General features: G+C 65.5%; 18 protein-coding genes. 12 read left to right on the plus strand and 6 right to left on the minus strand.

The genetic code is table 11. From position 1 onward, the window contains the following. Positions 1 to 44 precede the first annotated feature (44 nt). Positions 45 to 848, plus strand: a complete 804-nt coding sequence (locus A5764_RS00240) for a GAF and ANTAR domain-containing protein (RefSeq protein ID WP_067106814.1) — start codon at positions 45 to 47, stop codon at positions 846 to 848. Positions 849 to 852: 4 nt separating this feature from the next. Here A5764_RS00240 and A5764_RS00245 read toward each other — a convergent pair whose 3' ends face one another. Continuing rightward, entirely contained in the window at positions 853 to 1611 is a 759-nt protein-coding gene (locus A5764_RS00245; protein ID WP_067106667.1) for a GAF and ANTAR domain-containing protein, read from the minus strand. Between the two features lie 42 nt (positions 1612 to 1653). Beyond that, the gene (locus A5764_RS00250; protein WP_067106670.1) at positions 1654 to 2361 is read right to left on the minus strand and encodes a GAF and ANTAR domain-containing protein; all 708 of its coding nucleotides are present in this window, start codon (positions 2359 to 2361) and stop codon (positions 1654 to 1656) included. Between the two features lie 607 nt (positions 2362 to 2968). On the opposite strand from A5764_RS00250, the gene A5764_RS00255 reads away from it, so the two are divergent. After that, entirely contained in the window at positions 2969 to 3334 is a 366-nt protein-coding gene (locus A5764_RS00255; protein ID WP_067106673.1) for a PAS domain-containing protein, read from the plus strand. 300 nt (positions 3335 to 3634) lie between these two features. Here A5764_RS00255 and A5764_RS00260 read toward each other — a convergent pair whose 3' ends face one another. Further along, entirely contained in the window at positions 3635 to 4864 is a 1230-nt protein-coding gene (locus tag A5764_RS00260) for an acyl-CoA desaturase (RefSeq protein WP_067106676.1), read from the minus strand. Between the two features lie 511 nt (positions 4865 to 5375). On the opposite strand from A5764_RS00260, the gene A5764_RS00265 reads away from it, so the two are divergent. Beyond that, positions 5376 to 5705, plus strand: a complete 330-nt coding sequence (locus tag A5764_RS00265; protein ID WP_067106680.1) for a hypothetical protein — start codon at positions 5376 to 5378, stop codon at positions 5703 to 5705. Between the two features lie 89 nt (positions 5706 to 5794). Here the strand turns inward: A5764_RS00265 and A5764_RS00270 are convergent, their stop codons facing one another. Continuing rightward, positions 5795 to 6823, minus strand: a complete 1029-nt coding sequence (locus tag A5764_RS00270) for an epoxyqueuosine reductase (protein ID WP_067106682.1) — start codon at positions 6821 to 6823, stop codon at positions 5795 to 5797. Between the two features lie 102 nt (positions 6824 to 6925). On the opposite strand from A5764_RS00270, the gene A5764_RS00275 reads away from it, so the two are divergent. Beyond that, on the plus strand, positions 6926 to 7132 hold the full coding sequence (locus A5764_RS00275) for a three-helix bundle dimerization domain-containing protein (protein WP_067106686.1): 207 nt from the start codon (positions 6926 to 6928) through the stop codon (positions 7130 to 7132). 15 nt (positions 7133 to 7147) lie between these two features. Here A5764_RS00275 and A5764_RS00280 read toward each other — a convergent pair whose 3' ends face one another. Then, positions 7148 to 8086: an alpha/beta hydrolase gene (locus A5764_RS00280; RefSeq protein WP_067106698.1), complete on the minus strand. Its 939-nt coding sequence runs from the start codon at positions 8084 to 8086 to the stop codon at positions 7148 to 7150. Positions 8087 to 8264: 178 nt separating this feature from the next. Between A5764_RS00280 and A5764_RS00285 the strand changes: the two genes are divergently transcribed. From A5764_RS00285 to A5764_RS00320, 8 genes are all read left to right on the plus strand, one after another. Beyond that, complete coding sequence (locus A5764_RS00285; protein WP_067106700.1) at positions 8265 to 8939, plus strand: C39 family peptidase; 675 nt, start codon at positions 8265 to 8267, stop codon at positions 8937 to 8939. A 317-nt stretch (positions 8940 to 9256) separates the two neighbouring features. Continuing rightward, positions 9257 to 10177, plus strand: coding sequence for an NmrA family NAD(P)-binding protein (locus A5764_RS00290; RefSeq protein WP_067106702.1), 921 nt, complete (start codon positions 9257 to 9259; stop codon positions 10175 to 10177). A gap of 5 nt (positions 10178 to 10182) precedes the next feature. After that, positions 10183 to 10488, plus strand: a complete 306-nt coding sequence (locus A5764_RS00295; RefSeq protein ID WP_067106705.1) for a hypothetical protein — start codon at positions 10183 to 10185, stop codon at positions 10486 to 10488. Positions 10489 to 10537: 49 nt separating this feature from the next. Then, positions 10538 to 11275 (plus strand): DUF899 domain-containing protein, encoded by a 738-nt coding sequence (locus A5764_RS00300; protein ID WP_067106709.1) that lies wholly within the window; start codon positions 10538 to 10540, stop codon positions 11273 to 11275. Beyond that, positions 11259 to 12227, plus strand: a complete 969-nt coding sequence (locus tag A5764_RS00305) for an RNA polymerase subunit sigma-70 (RefSeq protein WP_067106711.1) — start codon at positions 11259 to 11261, stop codon at positions 12225 to 12227. The genes A5764_RS00300 and A5764_RS00305 overlap by 17 nt, the downstream gene beginning before the upstream one ends. A 13-nt stretch (positions 12228 to 12240) precedes the next feature. Then, a complete protein-coding gene (locus tag A5764_RS00310; RefSeq protein WP_156664432.1) occupies positions 12241 to 12717 on the plus strand; it encodes a DUF6632 domain-containing protein in 477 nt (158 codons plus the stop codon). 204 nt (positions 12718 to 12921) lie between these two features. Continuing rightward, positions 12922 to 14559 carry an L-lactate permease gene (locus tag A5764_RS00315; RefSeq protein ID WP_067106731.1) on the plus strand — a complete coding sequence of 546 codons (1638 nt, stop codon included), beginning with the start codon at positions 12922 to 12924 and terminating at the stop codon, positions 14557 to 14559. A 54-nt stretch (positions 14560 to 14613) separates the two neighbouring features. Beyond that, a complete protein-coding gene (locus A5764_RS00320; RefSeq protein WP_067106817.1) occupies positions 14614 to 15315 on the plus strand; it encodes a glycoside hydrolase in 702 nt (233 codons plus the stop codon). A 25-nt stretch (positions 15316 to 15340) separates the two neighbouring features. Here A5764_RS00320 and A5764_RS00325 read toward each other — a convergent pair whose 3' ends face one another. Continuing rightward, positions 15341 to 16453 (minus strand): PE family protein, encoded by a 1113-nt coding sequence (locus A5764_RS00325; RefSeq protein WP_082951379.1) that lies wholly within the window; start codon positions 16451 to 16453, stop codon positions 15341 to 15343. Positions 16454 to 16818: the final 365 nt, after the last annotated feature.

A 16818-nucleotide genomic window follows, 5' to 3' on the forward strand; every position in this document is an offset into this window, starting at 1 on the left:
GAGTAAATTTGTCGGTCACCGACGGTGTACGGGGAGGAGGCATGTTGGCCGACTTCGACGCCCAGCCCGGTCGCACGGTGTCGCCCGTGCCCTACCTCTCCCCCACCGAACGGGAAGCCGATGAGGCCGAACTGTACGCGGGGCTCCGTGGAGTTGCCGGAATCGTGGCCGGTGCCCAAGGGGTGATCGATCTCCTCCGGGACGTGGCGGAGTTCGCGGCCCACGCGATTCCGGGCGCCGACGGCGTGGGCGTCGCGTTGATCGATCCGCAGCACGGCATCTCCAGCGTCCGGACCTGGGCCGCGACAGCGGTACTGGTTCACGAGATCGACACGGTCCAGTACGACGAACTCAAAGAGGGGCCATGCATCAGCTGTATGCAGTCGCGACGACCCACACTGAGCGGATCGCTGGGCAGCGACAACCGTTGGCCGCACTTCGGTGGCCGGGTAGCCCGGATGCGCATGCACTCGGCGCTAGCGCTCCCGTTGATCGTCGGCGACGAGGTGATCGGCTCGATCAATGCCTACGCCAAAAGCCGTGATGCGTTCGCCGAGCACGCCGTGCTGTTGGGGTCCCAATTCGCCAAGTCCGCAGCAGTGTCGATCTACAACGCGCAATTGCTGGCCAACGCGCACGAACGGACCCTGCGGCTGCAGCGCGCGTTGAATAGCCGATCGGTGATCGATCAGGCGATCGGCATCGTCCGGAGCCGCTCGGGTGGCAGCGCGGACGACGCCTTCGAACGGCTCACCCACATCAGCCAAAGCGAGAACATCAAGCTTTACGCCGTCGCCGAGCGGCTGGTCGAGGAGGCCGTGCGGCGCGCCCGCGCAAGGCGTCGCTGACCCGTTATTGCGGTGGCGCCGCCATGAGCTCGGCAAGGTCGGCCACCAGTGCCGGACGGGAATGCCGATCGGTCATCAATCTGCGGGCCACGTCCGTCAGGTGTTCGCCGCGGGCCCGCGCGTAGGTCCGCAACAGATGGAACGCCGCTTCCACGGAAACGTCCAGCTTCTCGCGTAGGAAGCCCTTGGCCTGCTCGACGATGACGCGGCTGGTCAGCGCCGAGCGTAGCTGCGGCATGACGGTGGCGGGTGTCGGTGGCCGTTCCTGCAGGATCGCGACGCATGCGATGTGCGTCAGGGTCTGGCCAACGAGCAGATCCGCATCCGTGAGCTGGCCGGGGTGCGTGCCGAACAAACCGAGCGCACCCAAAACGATGCCGGCGGCGCGCATTGGGACGGCGTGCACGGAGGCAACGCCTGCCCGGACCGCAGCGGGAACGAACCGCGGCCACCGCTCGGCTGCGTCTTGCACGTCGGCGACCGAGACCGGTTGCCCCGTGGCATAGCAATCCACGCAGGGGCCCTCGTCGGCTTGCAGCTGGAAGAGTTCGAGTTCGCGGGCCTGCTCGGAGGTGGCGGCCAGCAGGCGGAGTTGTTGCAGCGGGTCGGCGAGCAGAAATCCAGCGGCCTCGACGTCGAGCAGCTCGGCACAGCGCTCCGTCAGCCCCGTCAGCAGGTCGACCACATCGAAGTCGTCGAGCAGGCTATCGACGAGCGAGACGACGGCGTCCAGCACACGGCTTTCACGAGGGGTGTCGGTCACATCGCCCTCCTCCCTGGACTTTTCCCATTTTCCGTACGAGCATCAGTCGGCCTCCAGCATCAGTCGGCGGTCGAGGATGTCGCGGGCCACGTCTGTGGCGCTGCGCCCGGTGGCGTACGCGTGGGCGCGCAACCTGACCAGGGCCTCCGCGGGCTCAACCCCTAGCTGGGCGACGAGCATGCCGGTCGCCTGGCTGACCTCCGTGCGGCTCAGCGCGTTGAGTTCCGCCCAGGCGTTGCTGTTGGGGTCGGCCACGGCGGCCTGCAGGTCAGCCTCAAGGAGGTCCAACACGGGAATGCCCGCGAGCTCCGCGGCGGCGAGCGCACCGGTCAGTTCTTCGCCCGGTAGGGGGCCCGGCTGCGTACGGAAGAGGTCGAGGGCGCCGACAAATTCGCCGGCTACAACGACGGGTATTGCGTAGACGCCTCTGATCTGGTGAGCCAGCATCGTCGGCCGGTAGGCGGGCCAGCGACCTTCCTCAGGATCGGCGAGGTCGACGACCGAGACGGGAATCCGCCGGCTAACGGCATCCAGGCATGGTCCCTCGCCCAGGATGAATTGGAGTTCGTCGTACATGCGTGCAGGCGCGCCGCTGGATCCCAATGTTCCGCTGTTCGCACCCTCGAAAATGAGCGAAATCGCCGCCGCCTCAACGTGGAAGAAAACCACGCACGCTTCGCAGATCCGGTCGGCAGCCTCCACACCTCGCCGTCCATCGACGGCGGCGAGGAGCTGCTCGTGGATCGCCACATCTAGCCGAACGAGATTCCGGCAGCCGGTGGGTTCGTCCGCAACGTCATGAGTCCACCTTTCACCAGTCGGAGTGATTTGACGAGCGCAACGCTGTTTCAGAGGGCGCCCGGTTCTCGCGAGCAAGCTTGTGACCCCGCGCGTCACCAGGTGATTTGAATACCGTGGCCGCCGTCATGTGGCCCGAGTCGCACTCAATGATGTTGTCCGGCTGCATGATTCGACTTCTGCGGCTGGTGCGGTGTCGGCCCGCCCGCGGCCGGCGTCGATGGCGCCGGATGCACATGCCGTGACACGCGACAAGTGGTGTGGGCTTGAAGGGCGCGAGTCCCAACGCTGCGGCCGGGGTGTGGTAGCGCGTTACGAAAAAATCAGCATAGAGGCCTATGAAATTCTGGTATCGGCCTAGCTTGTAGGTCTCTTGGTAGCTATGGTGAGCGATACGGGCCTAATACCACCTGCGACTCATCTGGCCGCGGCCGACCGGACTCTCGGCGCTTCAGCGCCGACACTGATGCCGCTCCATTGCGTTGGCTAAACAGCGTTGGAGCAATTAGGTAGATGAATGTTAGAGCGCTGCCGTTCTTCGCGGGCAGACGATGCGGCAATGGCTCAACTAAGCCAAATGCCTGCCCTGTTGGTGCTCGAGCAATACCCGGTTCCTGCCATAGCCCTGGCAGACGACGGCGCGGTCCTCTTCGCTAACACTGCATTCGCAGAGATACTCGGCTGCTCACGCCATGCGGTCACCTCGATGAGCTATGAAGACATCTACTCGGCCCTGCCGACCGAAGAAACACTTTTCGCCGTTGGTCGCCTACGTGCTAACACGATCAGAAGCTTGTGGCACTTAGACGGGTCGACATTCTTCGCAAAGATGAGCAAGTTGGCAATGATGCGCGGCGCTCACTCGGTTGCGATCGCAACATTCGACGAACTGATCGAGCGACTGTCGGGGCTGATGGAGTGGTGATCCACATGGCCATCTGCGGCGGTTCGCAATCGCGCTCGGTCCAGCCGAGCGGCTTGTCCGTAGCACATCAGTGCCGGGCATTCCCGATGTGACCAACGGGGCCATATGAAGTTGGGTAGCGTTTCGAGGCCCCGTTAGGCGGTGGCGGTGCTACCCCTCGCGTTGAGCAAACAGCGTGTGCCCGCGACCGCCGTGCCAGATGTGCGCGGTTCGGGCCGTGCGGATATGACGATCGTGTGCGCTTTTCCTTGCCGCGACGGGCATTTCGGCCGCGACGCACCCGACGCCGTTGAGCCCGATTTAACGTCCTCTACTTGGCTGGCGCTGACCGGCGAGTATTGCCGTTGCCAATCCGCGTCGCCGCATATCGTGCCCGTCGCCCGATAGGTGCGATCGCTTCGCGACCTTCCGGAACCGGTGCTCGGACGCGGTCTCGGGTGCGTCGTCGGAGGTAGCGGAAAGGAACCGGTCCGGTAGCGCCAATTTGCAGATTGTGCGCACGGTGAGCAGGTACTGGCGTAGTAGCGAACCCGTGGTATACGGCAGATCGTAGGCGACGCACAAAGCGCGCACCCGAACGGCGATCTCCGGGTACCGGTTGCTCGGTAGGTCGGGGTAGAGGTGGTGTTCGATTTGGTAGCAGAGATTTCCGCTCATGAACGCCAGTACCCTCCCGGCGCGGAAGTTCGCGGTACCCAGCATTTGCCGGAGATACCATTCGGGCTTTGTCTCACCGTCCAGCACGGACGGGGTGAACTTTTCCGCCCCGTCCGCGAAGTGACCGCATACGATCACGGCGCACGCCCACACGTTGCGCAGCCCGTTGGCAACCATATTGGCCGCGAGTGTGCGCCACCACCGCCGGCGACTCAGCACGGGAAAGACAACATAGTCCTTGCCGGCCTGGCGGGCCATCTTGCGGATGAGCGCTGTTCTGTGTCTGGCTTTACCGGCGTCCGTGGTCTCGCGATCCTGCGCCGAATACAAGCCGTGCATTGCTACGCCCCACTCGAATAAGAGCGCCAGGAGCAACGCACGCAGCGGCTGCACCAAGTTGGCCGGCCGCCACTCCTGGTCCCGGGTGACCCGCATGATTCCGAATCCGAGGTCGTCATCCACGCCGACCACGTTCGCGAAGACATGGTGCCGGTAATTGTGGGAGTACTGCCACTGCGACGTGAGACTGGCTGCGTCCCACTCCCACGTACTGGAATGGATTTCCGGGTCGTTCATCCAATCCCATTGACCGTGGCTGATGTTATGGCCGAGTTCCATGTTGTCGATGCACTTCGCCGCGCCCAGAGCGGCGGTTCCGACGGCCCATCCAAACCGGCTCTTGCTACAGCCGATGACTAGCCTGGCCGCGATCTCGAGGGATCGGTGAAAAGCAATGGCGCGCTTGATATATGCCCGATCCTTGGCACCGCGCGAATCCTCGATATCGCACCGGATCGCTTCCAGCGCGGCCGCGAGCTCCTCGAGGTCAGTGTCACTCAGATGCGCGTATTCAGGTACTTCGGTGATTGCCATCGACGCTCAGCGCGATTCGCGCACGGCGGCGTGCGGCGTTCGCGCGACGACGCGCTGCCAGGGCAAGTTTGCGAACCGCAGCATTCGGGGTCACGTCCGATCTTTGGGATGGTTGTTACGCGCAAGAGACGAGGATCGGCGCGAGGTCGGATGAGTCTCGATCGACGCAACAAAACCGCGGCATCGAGCCACGATCGATGATTTCAGGTGCGGCGGCCAACACGGCTGTGCGGCTGACTCTGCTGCCGTCGTCGCCCTCATCATCGGAGTCGGGCGAAACGGCGGCCTGACCGGACCATAGTGATCCGGTGAGCGGCTGAGCCATTTGCTTAAGCACCTGCCTTGTCGGCGCTACGCCGTGGCTGCTGGCCGTAGACCTAGACGGCACACTCCAGCAACACGATGGCGCATCGCGTCGACCTCCGAGGGTACACGCCCGCGAGAAGCCCAAATCAACGCATGAACCTCCGAGGCCCCTCCGACGTCTTTCAAAACATAGGAGGCGGTAACGATGCGCAGCTCAGACCTTGCGTGGCTGGCACTGGCCGGTGGCGTGGCCGCATACGATCTTGTCGCCACCGATGACGAGCAGCTCACCAACGCGGCCCGCAGGTACTTCGACTCTCAGCCGATTGCGACCGTGTCGATGATCATGGTGACAGGACTCCATCTGGTCGGCGGCATACCTCCGTGGTGCGACCCGATCACGCTGACGTTCGCCGCGTATCGGCGGCTGCTGCGGAGGTTGTCGCATCGCCCAAAGACGCGCGCGGCAAGGGCCGAACTGAAGATGCGGATCGTCGAGGAGCGAAAATCGAAGACGCTGGATTTGGCTGTCTAGCAATGGGTCTCGCCGGGCGGAAGTTGCCCGGCAATATAGGTAATGCCAGTGAGGTGGTTTTGCCGCCCTGTCCCTAATCCACGAAGCGGCTAGCGCCCGCGGATTCCGCTGTCGACTTCCTTTACCCGCTTGTGCGGGTAGCGGCGTTCGGCGTGCGCCTTGGCCTGCGAGTTCGGCAGCACGTACAGCGTTTCCTTCTTGTCCTGCAACGGCTTTAACACCAAGTCCATGAACCCCTTGCGGTTGTCCAGGTATGGCTCGATGACGTCCTCGCCGGCCGGACACACCGCCAGGCAGTAGGCGGCCTTGTAGTTGGGCTTGAACGCCAGGCTCTGCCACATCGAGGCGTTCTCCGAATCGCTGACTCGCGACCGGAACTCCGCCGCGTCGGCGCTGTCGGCGATGGTCTGTACCCAGTCGGTGAACCCTCCCATGAACTCGCGATAGTTATGCACCGAGCACGCGACGAAGTCGAACACTCCGTCTTTGCCGATCGCGCCGACCGGGCACGCCGCGACGCACAGCTTGCATTCCAGGCACGGGCTGTAATCCAGCGGTTCGCCGTAGCTGCTGATCGGGGCGTCCACCAGGATCGTGCCGAGCAGAATGAAGTTGCCGAACTTCGGGTGAATCACATTACGGTGAATGCCCATTGCGCCAAGGCCTGCCGCCACCGCGACGGGCTTGTGCGCCACCACCCAAATCCGGCCCGGAAAGTTGTCCATTTCCATGGGGAAGGTCGCCGACGGGTTCAGCGCCCGATAACCGGCGTCCTGCAGGCGGCGCACGATGCGATGCGCCGCCTCGTTGAGCACCTCGCCGCTGCGGTGGAACTCCTGATTGGCGACGCTGCGCGCCGTCGAGCGGACGTTGTCGCGGTTCATCTTCACGACCAGCGAGATGTAGCTCCTGGATCCGGGTAGCGCCGCCTGGACATGTTCGACCTCGGAGGCCAGGTCGGGGTTGTCGACCGTGGCGAAACCGACGTCATCGGCACCCGCGGCGAGGCACACCTCCCGCAGCCACTCGGCGTCGAGGGTGCCGGGCCGCCGGGTCTTGCGCGACCGAACCTTGCGCACCGTGGGGTGCTCGGCCAGTCGACCGGGAATCTTGTCCATGCTGAGTACAGTACACAATACTCAGCTGTCCCGCATTGTCGGGGTTAAGTGGCCGGGTTAACAGAATTTGACTCGGGCGTTAACGCGTGGGAACCTGACGCGGTGATCGATTTGAGCGAGCAGACGATCATCGACCAGGTGTCGGATCGGTTGACGCAGAAGTATCCCAGCATTCCGCCCGATACCCTGACCGCCGTTGTGCGGGGCGTGCACGCCCGGTTCGCCGGGCGACCAGTGCGGGAGTATGTCCCCCTTCTCGTCGAACGGTTCGCCGGCGACGAACTACACCAGCTCGCAATCGCCGGCTGAGCGTTCTTCAATTTCTCAGTGTGCCAACGGCTTTCGTTGCTCAGCATCCACGGCGCGGATCACATGTTCGGTGATGCGGGCGTACATCTCGAGGGTCAACCCCGCGGCGCCGGGCGCGCCGCTCATGATGTTGTAGCCATGGTCGACCGCTGGCACCTCGATGAACTCGGCCAACGAGCCGACGGCATCGAGCTTGCGAGCGTAGGCCGAGGCCTCGTCGCGTAGGCGGTCATATTCCGGCGCGACGATCAGCGCCGGCGCGACGCCGGCCAGGCCGTCGCCGTTGGATCCCCACGCGGGTGACGCGAGCGGGTGCCGCCGGGTGTCCGGGTTCGGGATGTAGGCGGTGTCGAAGACTGCACCCATCCAGGGCTTGAGCACCGCCCCGCGGCCTAACGGTGTGTGCTTGTCCTTGCTGCGCGTCACCAGGTCGAGCGGCGCATAGTGCAGCACCTGCATGCTGACCCGTGGGCCGCCGCTCTCCAGGGCGAGGCGCGCCGCGGCAGCGGCAAGGTTCCCACCCGCGCTCTGACCGCCGACGCACAAGCGCGCGCCGTCCCAGTCCCGCGCCCGAGACGACGCCCACTGCAGCACGTCATAGATCTGTTCGGCCGGTGTCGGAAACCGCCGCCCCGGCGCCAGCACATAGTCGGTGTTCACCACGACCACATTCGCGTGGGCCGCCAGGTACCGACACCATGGGTCGTCCTGCTCGCGTTGACGGATCACGAACCCTCCGCCGTGAACGTTCACATACACCGCGGGCCGTTGCTGCGACGCCGCCGGGCGATAGATCGTCGCGGCCGTCTCCCCGTGCCGGGTCGGAATCGACACGTCGGTGCGTCGACCGGCGATCTCGGGGAATCTAAGGGCGGGTTTCGGTTCCGCGTTGACGACCGCGGCGAACAGCCGGGCCAGCGAGTCTGCGATGAGCTGCGGGGGCCCCGGCGACATACATTCTCCTTTCTGGCTCCCTTTTCTGGCTCCCTTTTCTGGCTCCCTTTCTGGTGCCTCTTGTGACCAAGCGACGACCCACCATCATGCTCTAGTCGTTGCCGCCGACCTCATGGCGGCGACCCGCGGCGCGTCGGTGCAGCGTTTTCGCCGATGCGGCGTGGATGATCGGACACCAATGACGAGCACCACGAACACGAAGGTCGCCGCCGCCGGCCGCGGCTTCGCGGCGCTGACGTGGGGTTGCGTGGCCGCCGCGTCGTTGATCGCATCGGCCGCCAGTGTCCGCGCCGAATCGGGCTCCCCCGTTCCGGACGCCGACCACAAACTGGGGATGTATGGCGACCCCACTGCCGCCGCGCGCTACTGGCATCAGCAGCACTCGTCGGACTGCGGGGAGCTGGCGGTCGCCGATGTGGTCGGCCAGATCACCGGCCGCGCACCCACCGAGCGCCAAATCACCGCCCTGGCCGAAGCCACCCCCAGCATCACGGGGCGGGGACCGATCTGGAAATCACCCGACGGCAACACGGATATCAAAAACCTGCCGGTGTTGCTGTGGCACTACGGGATCCGCGCGGAAAACATTCAGACGAGTACCAGCGCGCTGGAGCAGGATCTGGCTGAGGGCCGCAAGGTCATTGCCCTGATCAATGCCGAAACCATCTGGAACTGGCCGGGCAAGCGGGACTTCGCCAACCATTTCGTCGTGGTCACCGGCATCGACACCAGGGCCCGCGTGGTGCACCTCAACGACAGCGGCATCATGACCGGCAGCGACGAGCAGGTTCGGATCGCCACCTTCGAGCGGGCGTGGGCGCTTAACCACAACTCGGCGATCGTGACGAGGTGAACGTCAGGCGCGCTTTGATTCTGCATCCCGAACGGCGCCCGGCGATCTGTGAACAAACCAGTGAACTTCAATTTCATTGCTCGCGTGGCTCCGCGAACCGTTTGTGCTTGCGGATCGATCTTCGTTGACCGACACCACATAGGCTGCGGCACAACGCTTGCCACGTCTTCGCGAAGTCCTTGCGGAATCCTTGCCCTCGCTCGGCGTCGGCGGCCGCTTTCACAGCGCCGTGACGGGTCTAGTAGCGCCGATGAATTTGAGCGGCACGCCGCCTCTGTATAGGCGTTGAGCGTGTTTGCCTTCGAAAGGAAAAGAAGATGACGCAGGAGACAGCCATGCGCTACCTGATTGCCGGTGCGGGTGGAAGCCATGGAGCCACGGGCAACTACGCGGCGCGGCAGCTGCTCGCGAAAGGGCTGCCGGTCCGCGCGTTCGTTCATCGGGATGACGAACGGGCCGACCAACTCGGGGGGCTCGGCGCCGAGATCGTCGTCGGCGATCTACTCGACTACCGCGACGTGCGCGCGGCGCTGGACGGGGTTCAGGGCGCCTACTTCACGTATCCGCTGGCCGAGGGCCTTGTGGAGGCGACGGCGACCTTCGCCGTGGCCGGTGCGGAGGCGGGTTTGCGATCGGTGGTGAACATGTCGCAGATCACTGCGGGACCGGATCATCGCAGTCCCGCCGCCCGGGCGCACTGGGTGGCCGAGCGCGTGCTGGACCGGTCGGGAATCGGCGTCACGCATCTGCGGCCCCCGTTCTTCCTGGAGAATCTGTTCAACGTCGCAGCACCTAGCATTCGCGGCGAGGGCAAGATCTATCTTCCGTACGGCGAGGGGCGCCACGCCCCGATCGGCGGAGAAGACGTCGCCCGCGTGGTCGTCGGCATCCTGACGGACCCGGCCGAGCACCGCGGCAAGACGTATGTGCCCACCGGTCCGGCGTCGTTGTCGATGGCCGAACAGGCCGGCGTTTTCAGCCGCGTGCTGGGCCGTCCCGTCGAATACGTCGACATTCCGGGCGAGGCCTGGCGGCAGGCCCTGTCGCAGGTCGAGGTCATGACGCCGTATTTGATCGAGCACCTTTCGCGCGTCGCCGAGAGCCACCAACGCGGCGTCTTCGACGCTGTCACCGACCTCGTCGAAACGATTGGCGGCGCGCCGCCCCAGTCGCTGGAAGCGTTCATCGGCCGACACCGAACCGCGTTCGTGGCGCAGCAGGTTCATCCAGAGAAGTGATGGTAATGCGCAGAGCCGCCGTGGTGCAGTACCACACCAGCGCCGACTCGGCCGGGCACAACCGGAACTTGATCGAGGAGGTGCTGATCGAGCTCGCGGCCCGCGATCCCGGTGGGCTCGACTACCAGGTGTTCCAATTCGAGGACGGAACGGGTTTCCTGCATCTCGCCGTCTTCGACGGCACCGCCGACCCGTTCGCGGATTGCGCAGCCGACCGCGAGTTCCACCGCGAGCTCGAACAACGCCTGGCAACACCGCCCATCATCAGCCGCGCCATGCTGATCGGCGCCTACTTCGGCAGGAACCGATGAATTTCGGCGCGGCGGCTCCTCAGTATGTGATGAAAGGACGGCAACACTGATGAAGATCTCACGCATCGCGCCCCGCCACGAGTGGCTTGCGGCGCGGCTAGACCTGTTGGCCAAGGAGAAGGCCGCGAGCCGGCAACTGGCCGCCCTGGCCGAGCAGCGCCGCGGGCTACCGGCGGTACCGGTCGACAAGGACTACCTCTTCGAAGGTCCCGACGGCGACGCGCGGCTGATCGACCTGTTCGACGGCCGCAGCCAGCTGATCGTCTACCACTTCATGTGGCTGCACGACATCGACGAAGGTTGTCCCAGCTGCTCCTTCGCCGTCGACAACATGCCCGAGCCGGTCCACCTCAACGAAGGCGCGGACACCACCCTGGCGCTCGTCTCGCGCGCGCCCTACCCGCGGCTTGATCAATTCAAAGCGCGCATGGGCTGGCGGCTGCCCTTCTACTCCTCGCACGGCAGCGACTTCAACTACGACTTTCACGTCACCAGCGACGAGTCCGCCGCACCGATCGAATACAACTACAAAGACAAGGCCACCCTGCTGCGCGAGGGGCTGGGATACGTGGCCGCCGACGGCGCCGACGGGCAGGGCATCAGCGTCTTCATCCAGAACGACGGCAAGATTTTCCACACCTACTCGGCCTACGGGGTTGGCGCCGACGTGATGCTGAGCACCTACCGCTTTCTGGACCTCACCCCACTGGGCCGCCAGCGCTACATCAACGAGTGGCCTTGGCACGACGCGTACGGGAGAACCGACGGCCATGCCCACCACCACTGACACCAACGAGGACTTCGGGCGGCTCGCCGAGCCGTACCGGCGCGAGCTGATCGCCTACGGATACCGGATGCTCGGCTCGCTTGACGACGCCGAGGAAATCGTGCAGGACGTGTATCTCGAAGCGTGGCGCGCCTACGACCGTTTCGAGGGACGCTCGTCGCTGCGCACCTGGCTGTATCGCATTGCCACCCGCGCCTTCGTCAAAGGGATCGAGCGACATAACCGTCGCCCGCTCCCGTCGGACCTCAGCGGGCCGGCGATGGATGCCTTTGCCACCGTGCAGGCCGGCTCCGCGGAGGTGGCGTGGTTACAGCCGGCACCCGATTCGGTGTTGACCGGCACCCTGGCGGACCCCGCGACGGTGGTCACCGGGCGGCACACGGCGCGGTTGGCGTTTGTCGCGGCGCTGCAGGTGCTTACGCCCCGCCAGCGCGCGGTGCTGATCTTGCGTGACGTGCTGAGCCTGAGCTCAGCCGAAGTCGCCGCGGTATTGGATTTGAGCGTTGCGGCGGTCAACAGCGCGCTGCAGCGGGCTCGGTCGCGGCTGCCGGCCGACCACGACAGCGTTGCCGAACCGTCGGAGACCCGACAACGCGAGCTGCTCGACCGCTATGTGGCGGCATTCGAAAACGCCGACGTGGCCGGCCTGATGGCGCTGTTGACCGAGGACGCAAGGTACGAAATGCCGCCGTTTCTCACCTGGTTTCGGGGCGCTACCGACGTTGGCGGGTTCCTCGGCGCGCGCATGCGCCAGTTGGGCAGGGCGTCGGTCATTCGGACTTGGGCCAATGCACAGCCGGCGGTGGCGCTGTACACCGGTCCCGATGACGGGAAGCGTCGGCTGCACTCGCTGCACGTGCTCACCGTTGGGCCACAAGGGATCTCACACATTGTGGCGTTCATGGACATCGGCGCCCTGCGCCGTTTCGATCTGCCAGCGGCCGGCCAGTGAAGGGAGCACATCGATGAGCGCAACCGAAATCGACACACCAGCTGCGTCAAGAGGGCCGACGGCGTTCCGGGTGTTTCTGCGCGTCTATGGCGTACTGACGCTGGCGATCTTCGTGCCGCTGTTCGCGGGTTTTGTTGCGCAGTCGCCGCTGCTGGCCGAGCATGGCGGTGCGTTGAACTGGACGATCTGGAACGACGTGCGCTGCGGCAGCGAACATTTGCACGTACCCCCGATGCTGCTGGTGATCTACATCGTGTGGGGAATCTTTCTGCTGCGCGCCGCCGGCGACCCGCACGGCTATGCGTCATTTCTGAACTTCACCATGTGGGCCAACCTCGCCCACGGGGTGTTGATGGCCATCCAGGCGGGAACCGAGATCGATCACTACTGGAGCAAGTTCCTCACCGACATACCCTTCGTTCTGGTCCTCGCGGTCGGAATATTCGTGTGGCGTCGCAAAGAGCAAGCCAGCCAGATTAATTCGAAGTGAACGCAGACGGGCCGGACGGCTAACGGCTTTGGCCAAAGCTTTCCGTGCGATGAACAGTACCTTGCGACAAGCGCCGGCAGATATAGAGTGCTGCGTAGAGCACGGTTAGTCCACCACCAATCGACTCCCGTTGCGGCTCAGGGAGGTTCGCCCAGCGCGTGTAGCGATCGACATCCACTCCCACCCGTCCGGAAGGTGCGCAACATGTATCGCCAGATCCTCGATCCCCTTGCCCACTCGCTGGCCTGGAGCTCATTGGTCGCCGCCTTGCCGCTGGCCGCGTTGTTCGTGCTGCTCGGCGTGTTGCGGGTGCGGGCGTGGGCGGCGTCAGTGGTGTCTTTGGCGGTCGCGGTCGCGATCGCCGTCGCCGCCTATGGAATGCCGATCGGGCAGGCGGCGCTGGCGGGCGCCGAAGGGGCCGTCTTCGGATTCTTCCCGATCCTGTGGATCGTGATCAACGCGATCTGGGTTTACCAGATGACGGTGGAGACAGGCCATTTCGACGTGCTGCGGCGCAGTTTCGCGACTGTCAGTGACGATCACCGGATCCAGGCGATCCTCATCGCGTTTTCGTTCGGCGCGTTGCTCGAGGCGCTGGCCGGGTTCGGCACACCGGTGGCGGTCACCTCAGTGATGCTGCTCGCGCTGGGCTTCAAGCCGCTCAAGGCGGCCGTCCTGGCGCTCGTCGCCAACACCGCGCCGGTCGCGTTCGGCGCGATGGCCACGCCCATCATCACCCTGGCCAAGACGTCCGGGCTGTCGACCGACACGCTCGGCGCCATGGTCGGTCGCCAAACCCCGATCATGGCCGTCTTCGTTCCCCTGGCGCTGGTCGCGATCGTCGACGGCCGACGCGGTGTCCGCGAAACCTGGTTCACTGCTCTCATCGGCGGCGTGGTGTTCGGTCTCGGCCAGTACGCGACGTCGAACTTCGTGTCGGTGCCGCTGGCCGACGTGATCGCGTCGCTGCTGTCCGCGGGCGCCGTAGTGCTGTGGGTGCGCATCAGACCCCAGCGCACCGAACGCGTTGGCGCCGCGGTCGTCGCCGGTGGCTCCGCCGACGCGCCGACCCCCGAATTCGCCGAGCACGTCGCACATCCCGACTCCCGCGCCCAGGTGCTACGCGCCTACGCGCCCTACGCGATCATCATTGCCGTCTTCGTGATTTGCCAGATCTCGGCGGTCAAAAAGCTTCTCGACAAGGCGACCTTCGTCGTGCACTGGCCGGGACTGCACCTCTACACCGCCAAGGGCGCCCCGTCGTCGCTGCCGAACTTCACCCTGAACCTGCTGACTACCCCGGGCACCCAGATGCTGGTGGCCGGCGTCCTCACCATGGTGGCGCTGCGGCTGTCGGCGGCCAGGGCGCTTCGGGCCTACGGCGCGACGCTGCATCAGCTGCGATGGGCCATCGTCACCGTGATGGCGGTGCTGGCACTGGCATTCGTGATGAATGCGTCCGGACAGACCATCACCCTGGGCACGTGGATGGCCGGAGCCGGAGGCGCCTTCGCGTTGCTCTCCCCCATCCTCGGCTGGCTCGGCGTGGCGGTGACGGGATCCGATACGTCGTCGAACTCGCTGTTCGGGGCGCTGCAGGTGACCGCGGCGGCCAAGGCCGGGCTGTCACCGGTGCTGATGGCCGCCGGCAACAGCTCGGGGGGCGTGCTCGGCAAGATGATCTCTCCGCAGAACCTCGCGATCGGGGCGGCGGCAGTGGGGGTGCACGGCAAAGAGGGCGACATCTTCCGCCGGGTGCTCCTTTGGAGCCTGCTGTTCCTGGCGTTCATTTGCGTCCTATCGGGGCTGCAGGCGTCGGTGCTGTCCTGGATGGTGCCCTAACCGGTATTGAAAAACGTTGCCACAGACGTCACAAGGGACGCTAAGCTGCTGCTCGTGGGCAGTGTCGCGTTAGCCAACGGGCGGGGCCGCTGGCGGGCAATCGCGGCTTCCCTCGTCGTCTCCGCCGGCATGGTCTATGCCCAGACCACCGAGCCTCAATGCTGCGTTGGCGCTCCCGTCGAATCATCGGCGGCACCCCCCGCGAACCCAGGACCTGCCGCGGCCCCCGCGCCGCAGGCCGACGGGCCGCACGTCGCGAGTCCCGCCGAGGTGGACTCGTTGGCGGCCAACGCTCCCGCGACCGCCCCGGCGCAGCAGTTCCAGATCCCCCTCCCCGCGGGCGTCGCGCCGGAGCAGCGGTTGCAGGTCAAGACCATCTGGGCGGCCCGTGCGATCAGCGTGCTGTTCCCGGAGATCAAGACCATCTATGGGTACCGAGAGGATCCGTTGCCGTGGCATCCCAACGGGTTGGCGATCGACGTGATGATCCCGAACCACGACTCCCCTGAAGGCATCGCGCTCGGCAACCAGATCGCCGGCTATGCCCTGGCCAATGCGAAGCGTTGGGGCATCAACCACGTGATCTGGCGGCAGAAGATTTACCCCGGCGTGGGCGCGCCCAGTTGGACGGCGAACTACGGCAACGAGACCCTCAACCACTACGACCACGTTCATATCGCCACCGACGGCGGCGGGTACCCGTCCGGGCACGAGACCTATTACATCGCCTCGATGACGCCCACGCCGCCCGCGTGATTGCGAATTCGCGACCGGGTCAGCGTCACAGGCCGAGGAGGCCCAGCAAGCTACCGGTGACCGGGGGCACCGTGACTTGCCCGCCGCCGAGGGTCGACGGCAGTGTCAGCAGACCGCCGGTGATCACCGAGGGAACCCCGACGTCCCCACCGCCGACGACGGAGGGCAGGCTCAGCACGCCGCCGGTGAGGATCGACGGGATCGTGACTCCCTCACCGCCGGCGATCGGAGGCAGGTTCAGCACGCCACCGGTGAGGACCGACGGAACGCTCAGCTGGCCGCCGCCCAGGTATGACGGCACGTCCACCGAGCCGCCGGTGAGGATCGAGGTCACGACGCTGGTGATCGGCGGCACGGTGAACACCCCACCGCCCACACTCGAGGGCAGGCTCAGCAGGCCACCGGTGACGATCGAGGGCAGGCCCAGGACGCCACCGCCGAGGGTCTCGGGCACGTCCAGCACACCACCGGTGAGGATCGAGGGCACGGTCAGCTCCCCGCCGCCCAGGATCGGGGGCAGTGCCACCACGCCGCCGTTGATGATCGGGCTCAGGGCGCCGACGACCGCGGGCCCGACGCTGGAGATCGGCGGCACGGTCAACGCCGCACCCCCGAGCATCGGCGGGAAGTTCAGCACGCCACCGGTGATCAGGGACGGCACGGTCAGCACGCCGCCACCCAGGATCGGCGGCAAGCTCACCGCGCCGCCTTCGACGGTCAGGCTCGCGCTACCGCCCAGAACCGAGGTCAGGTTCAGGTCAGCCGCCGCGGCTTGCGCGCCGGCGCTCGCACTGCTCACGGACTGCCCAAGCAATCCCTGGACGGGCGCGTTCACGGCGCCGGCGAGAGCCTGCCCGGCGGCCGCCTCGGTGTCCAGATAGGCGCCGGCCCCCGCGCTCATCAAGCCGACGAACCGCTCGTGAAACGCGTCCGCTTGGGCGCTGAGGGTCTGAAAGTCCAAGCCGAAATCGTTGAACATCGTTGCGACCAAGGCAGATATCTCGTCCTGCGCGGCGGCGGCCACCGCGGTCGTGGGCGCCGCGGCCGACGCGGCGGACCCGGCCAACAACGAGCGGACCCCTGACAAACTCTGGGCTGCCGCCCCTATCTCACTAGGAGCCGTGACCAGGTACGACATAACCGCCTCCCGCCGACCCAATAAAGACGGTCGCCCGACGACCCAAGAAACACGAGCCTAATAGGACTTGGTGAAAATGCCTAACGAAAACATAACTTTTCAGCGGTAAGCCCATCAAACTAAGCCGGCGCCTCCCGCGCACGTGACACCGTCTTCGGGTTTGGCTGAATTTGACGGTAGTCAATCCGTTCGAGGGCGCCTGCCGGCGAGGCGTCCAGGCGCCGCGGTCGGCCCGAGCGCCATGTCGTGAGCTGGACTTTTGGTGGCGTGGTGCGTTGACCAATTTGGCAAGAATCACAGCGGAGCAGCCAACCCGCGATCAGCTCGAAAATCGGCTCGCATATCTACTACTGAGCGTAGTATTA

It is taken from the genome of Mycobacterium sp. 852002-51057_SCH5723018, assembly GCF_001667035.1.
In the GTDB taxonomy this organism is placed as follows: Bacteria; Actinomycetota; Actinomycetes; order Mycobacteriales; family Mycobacteriaceae; genus Mycobacterium.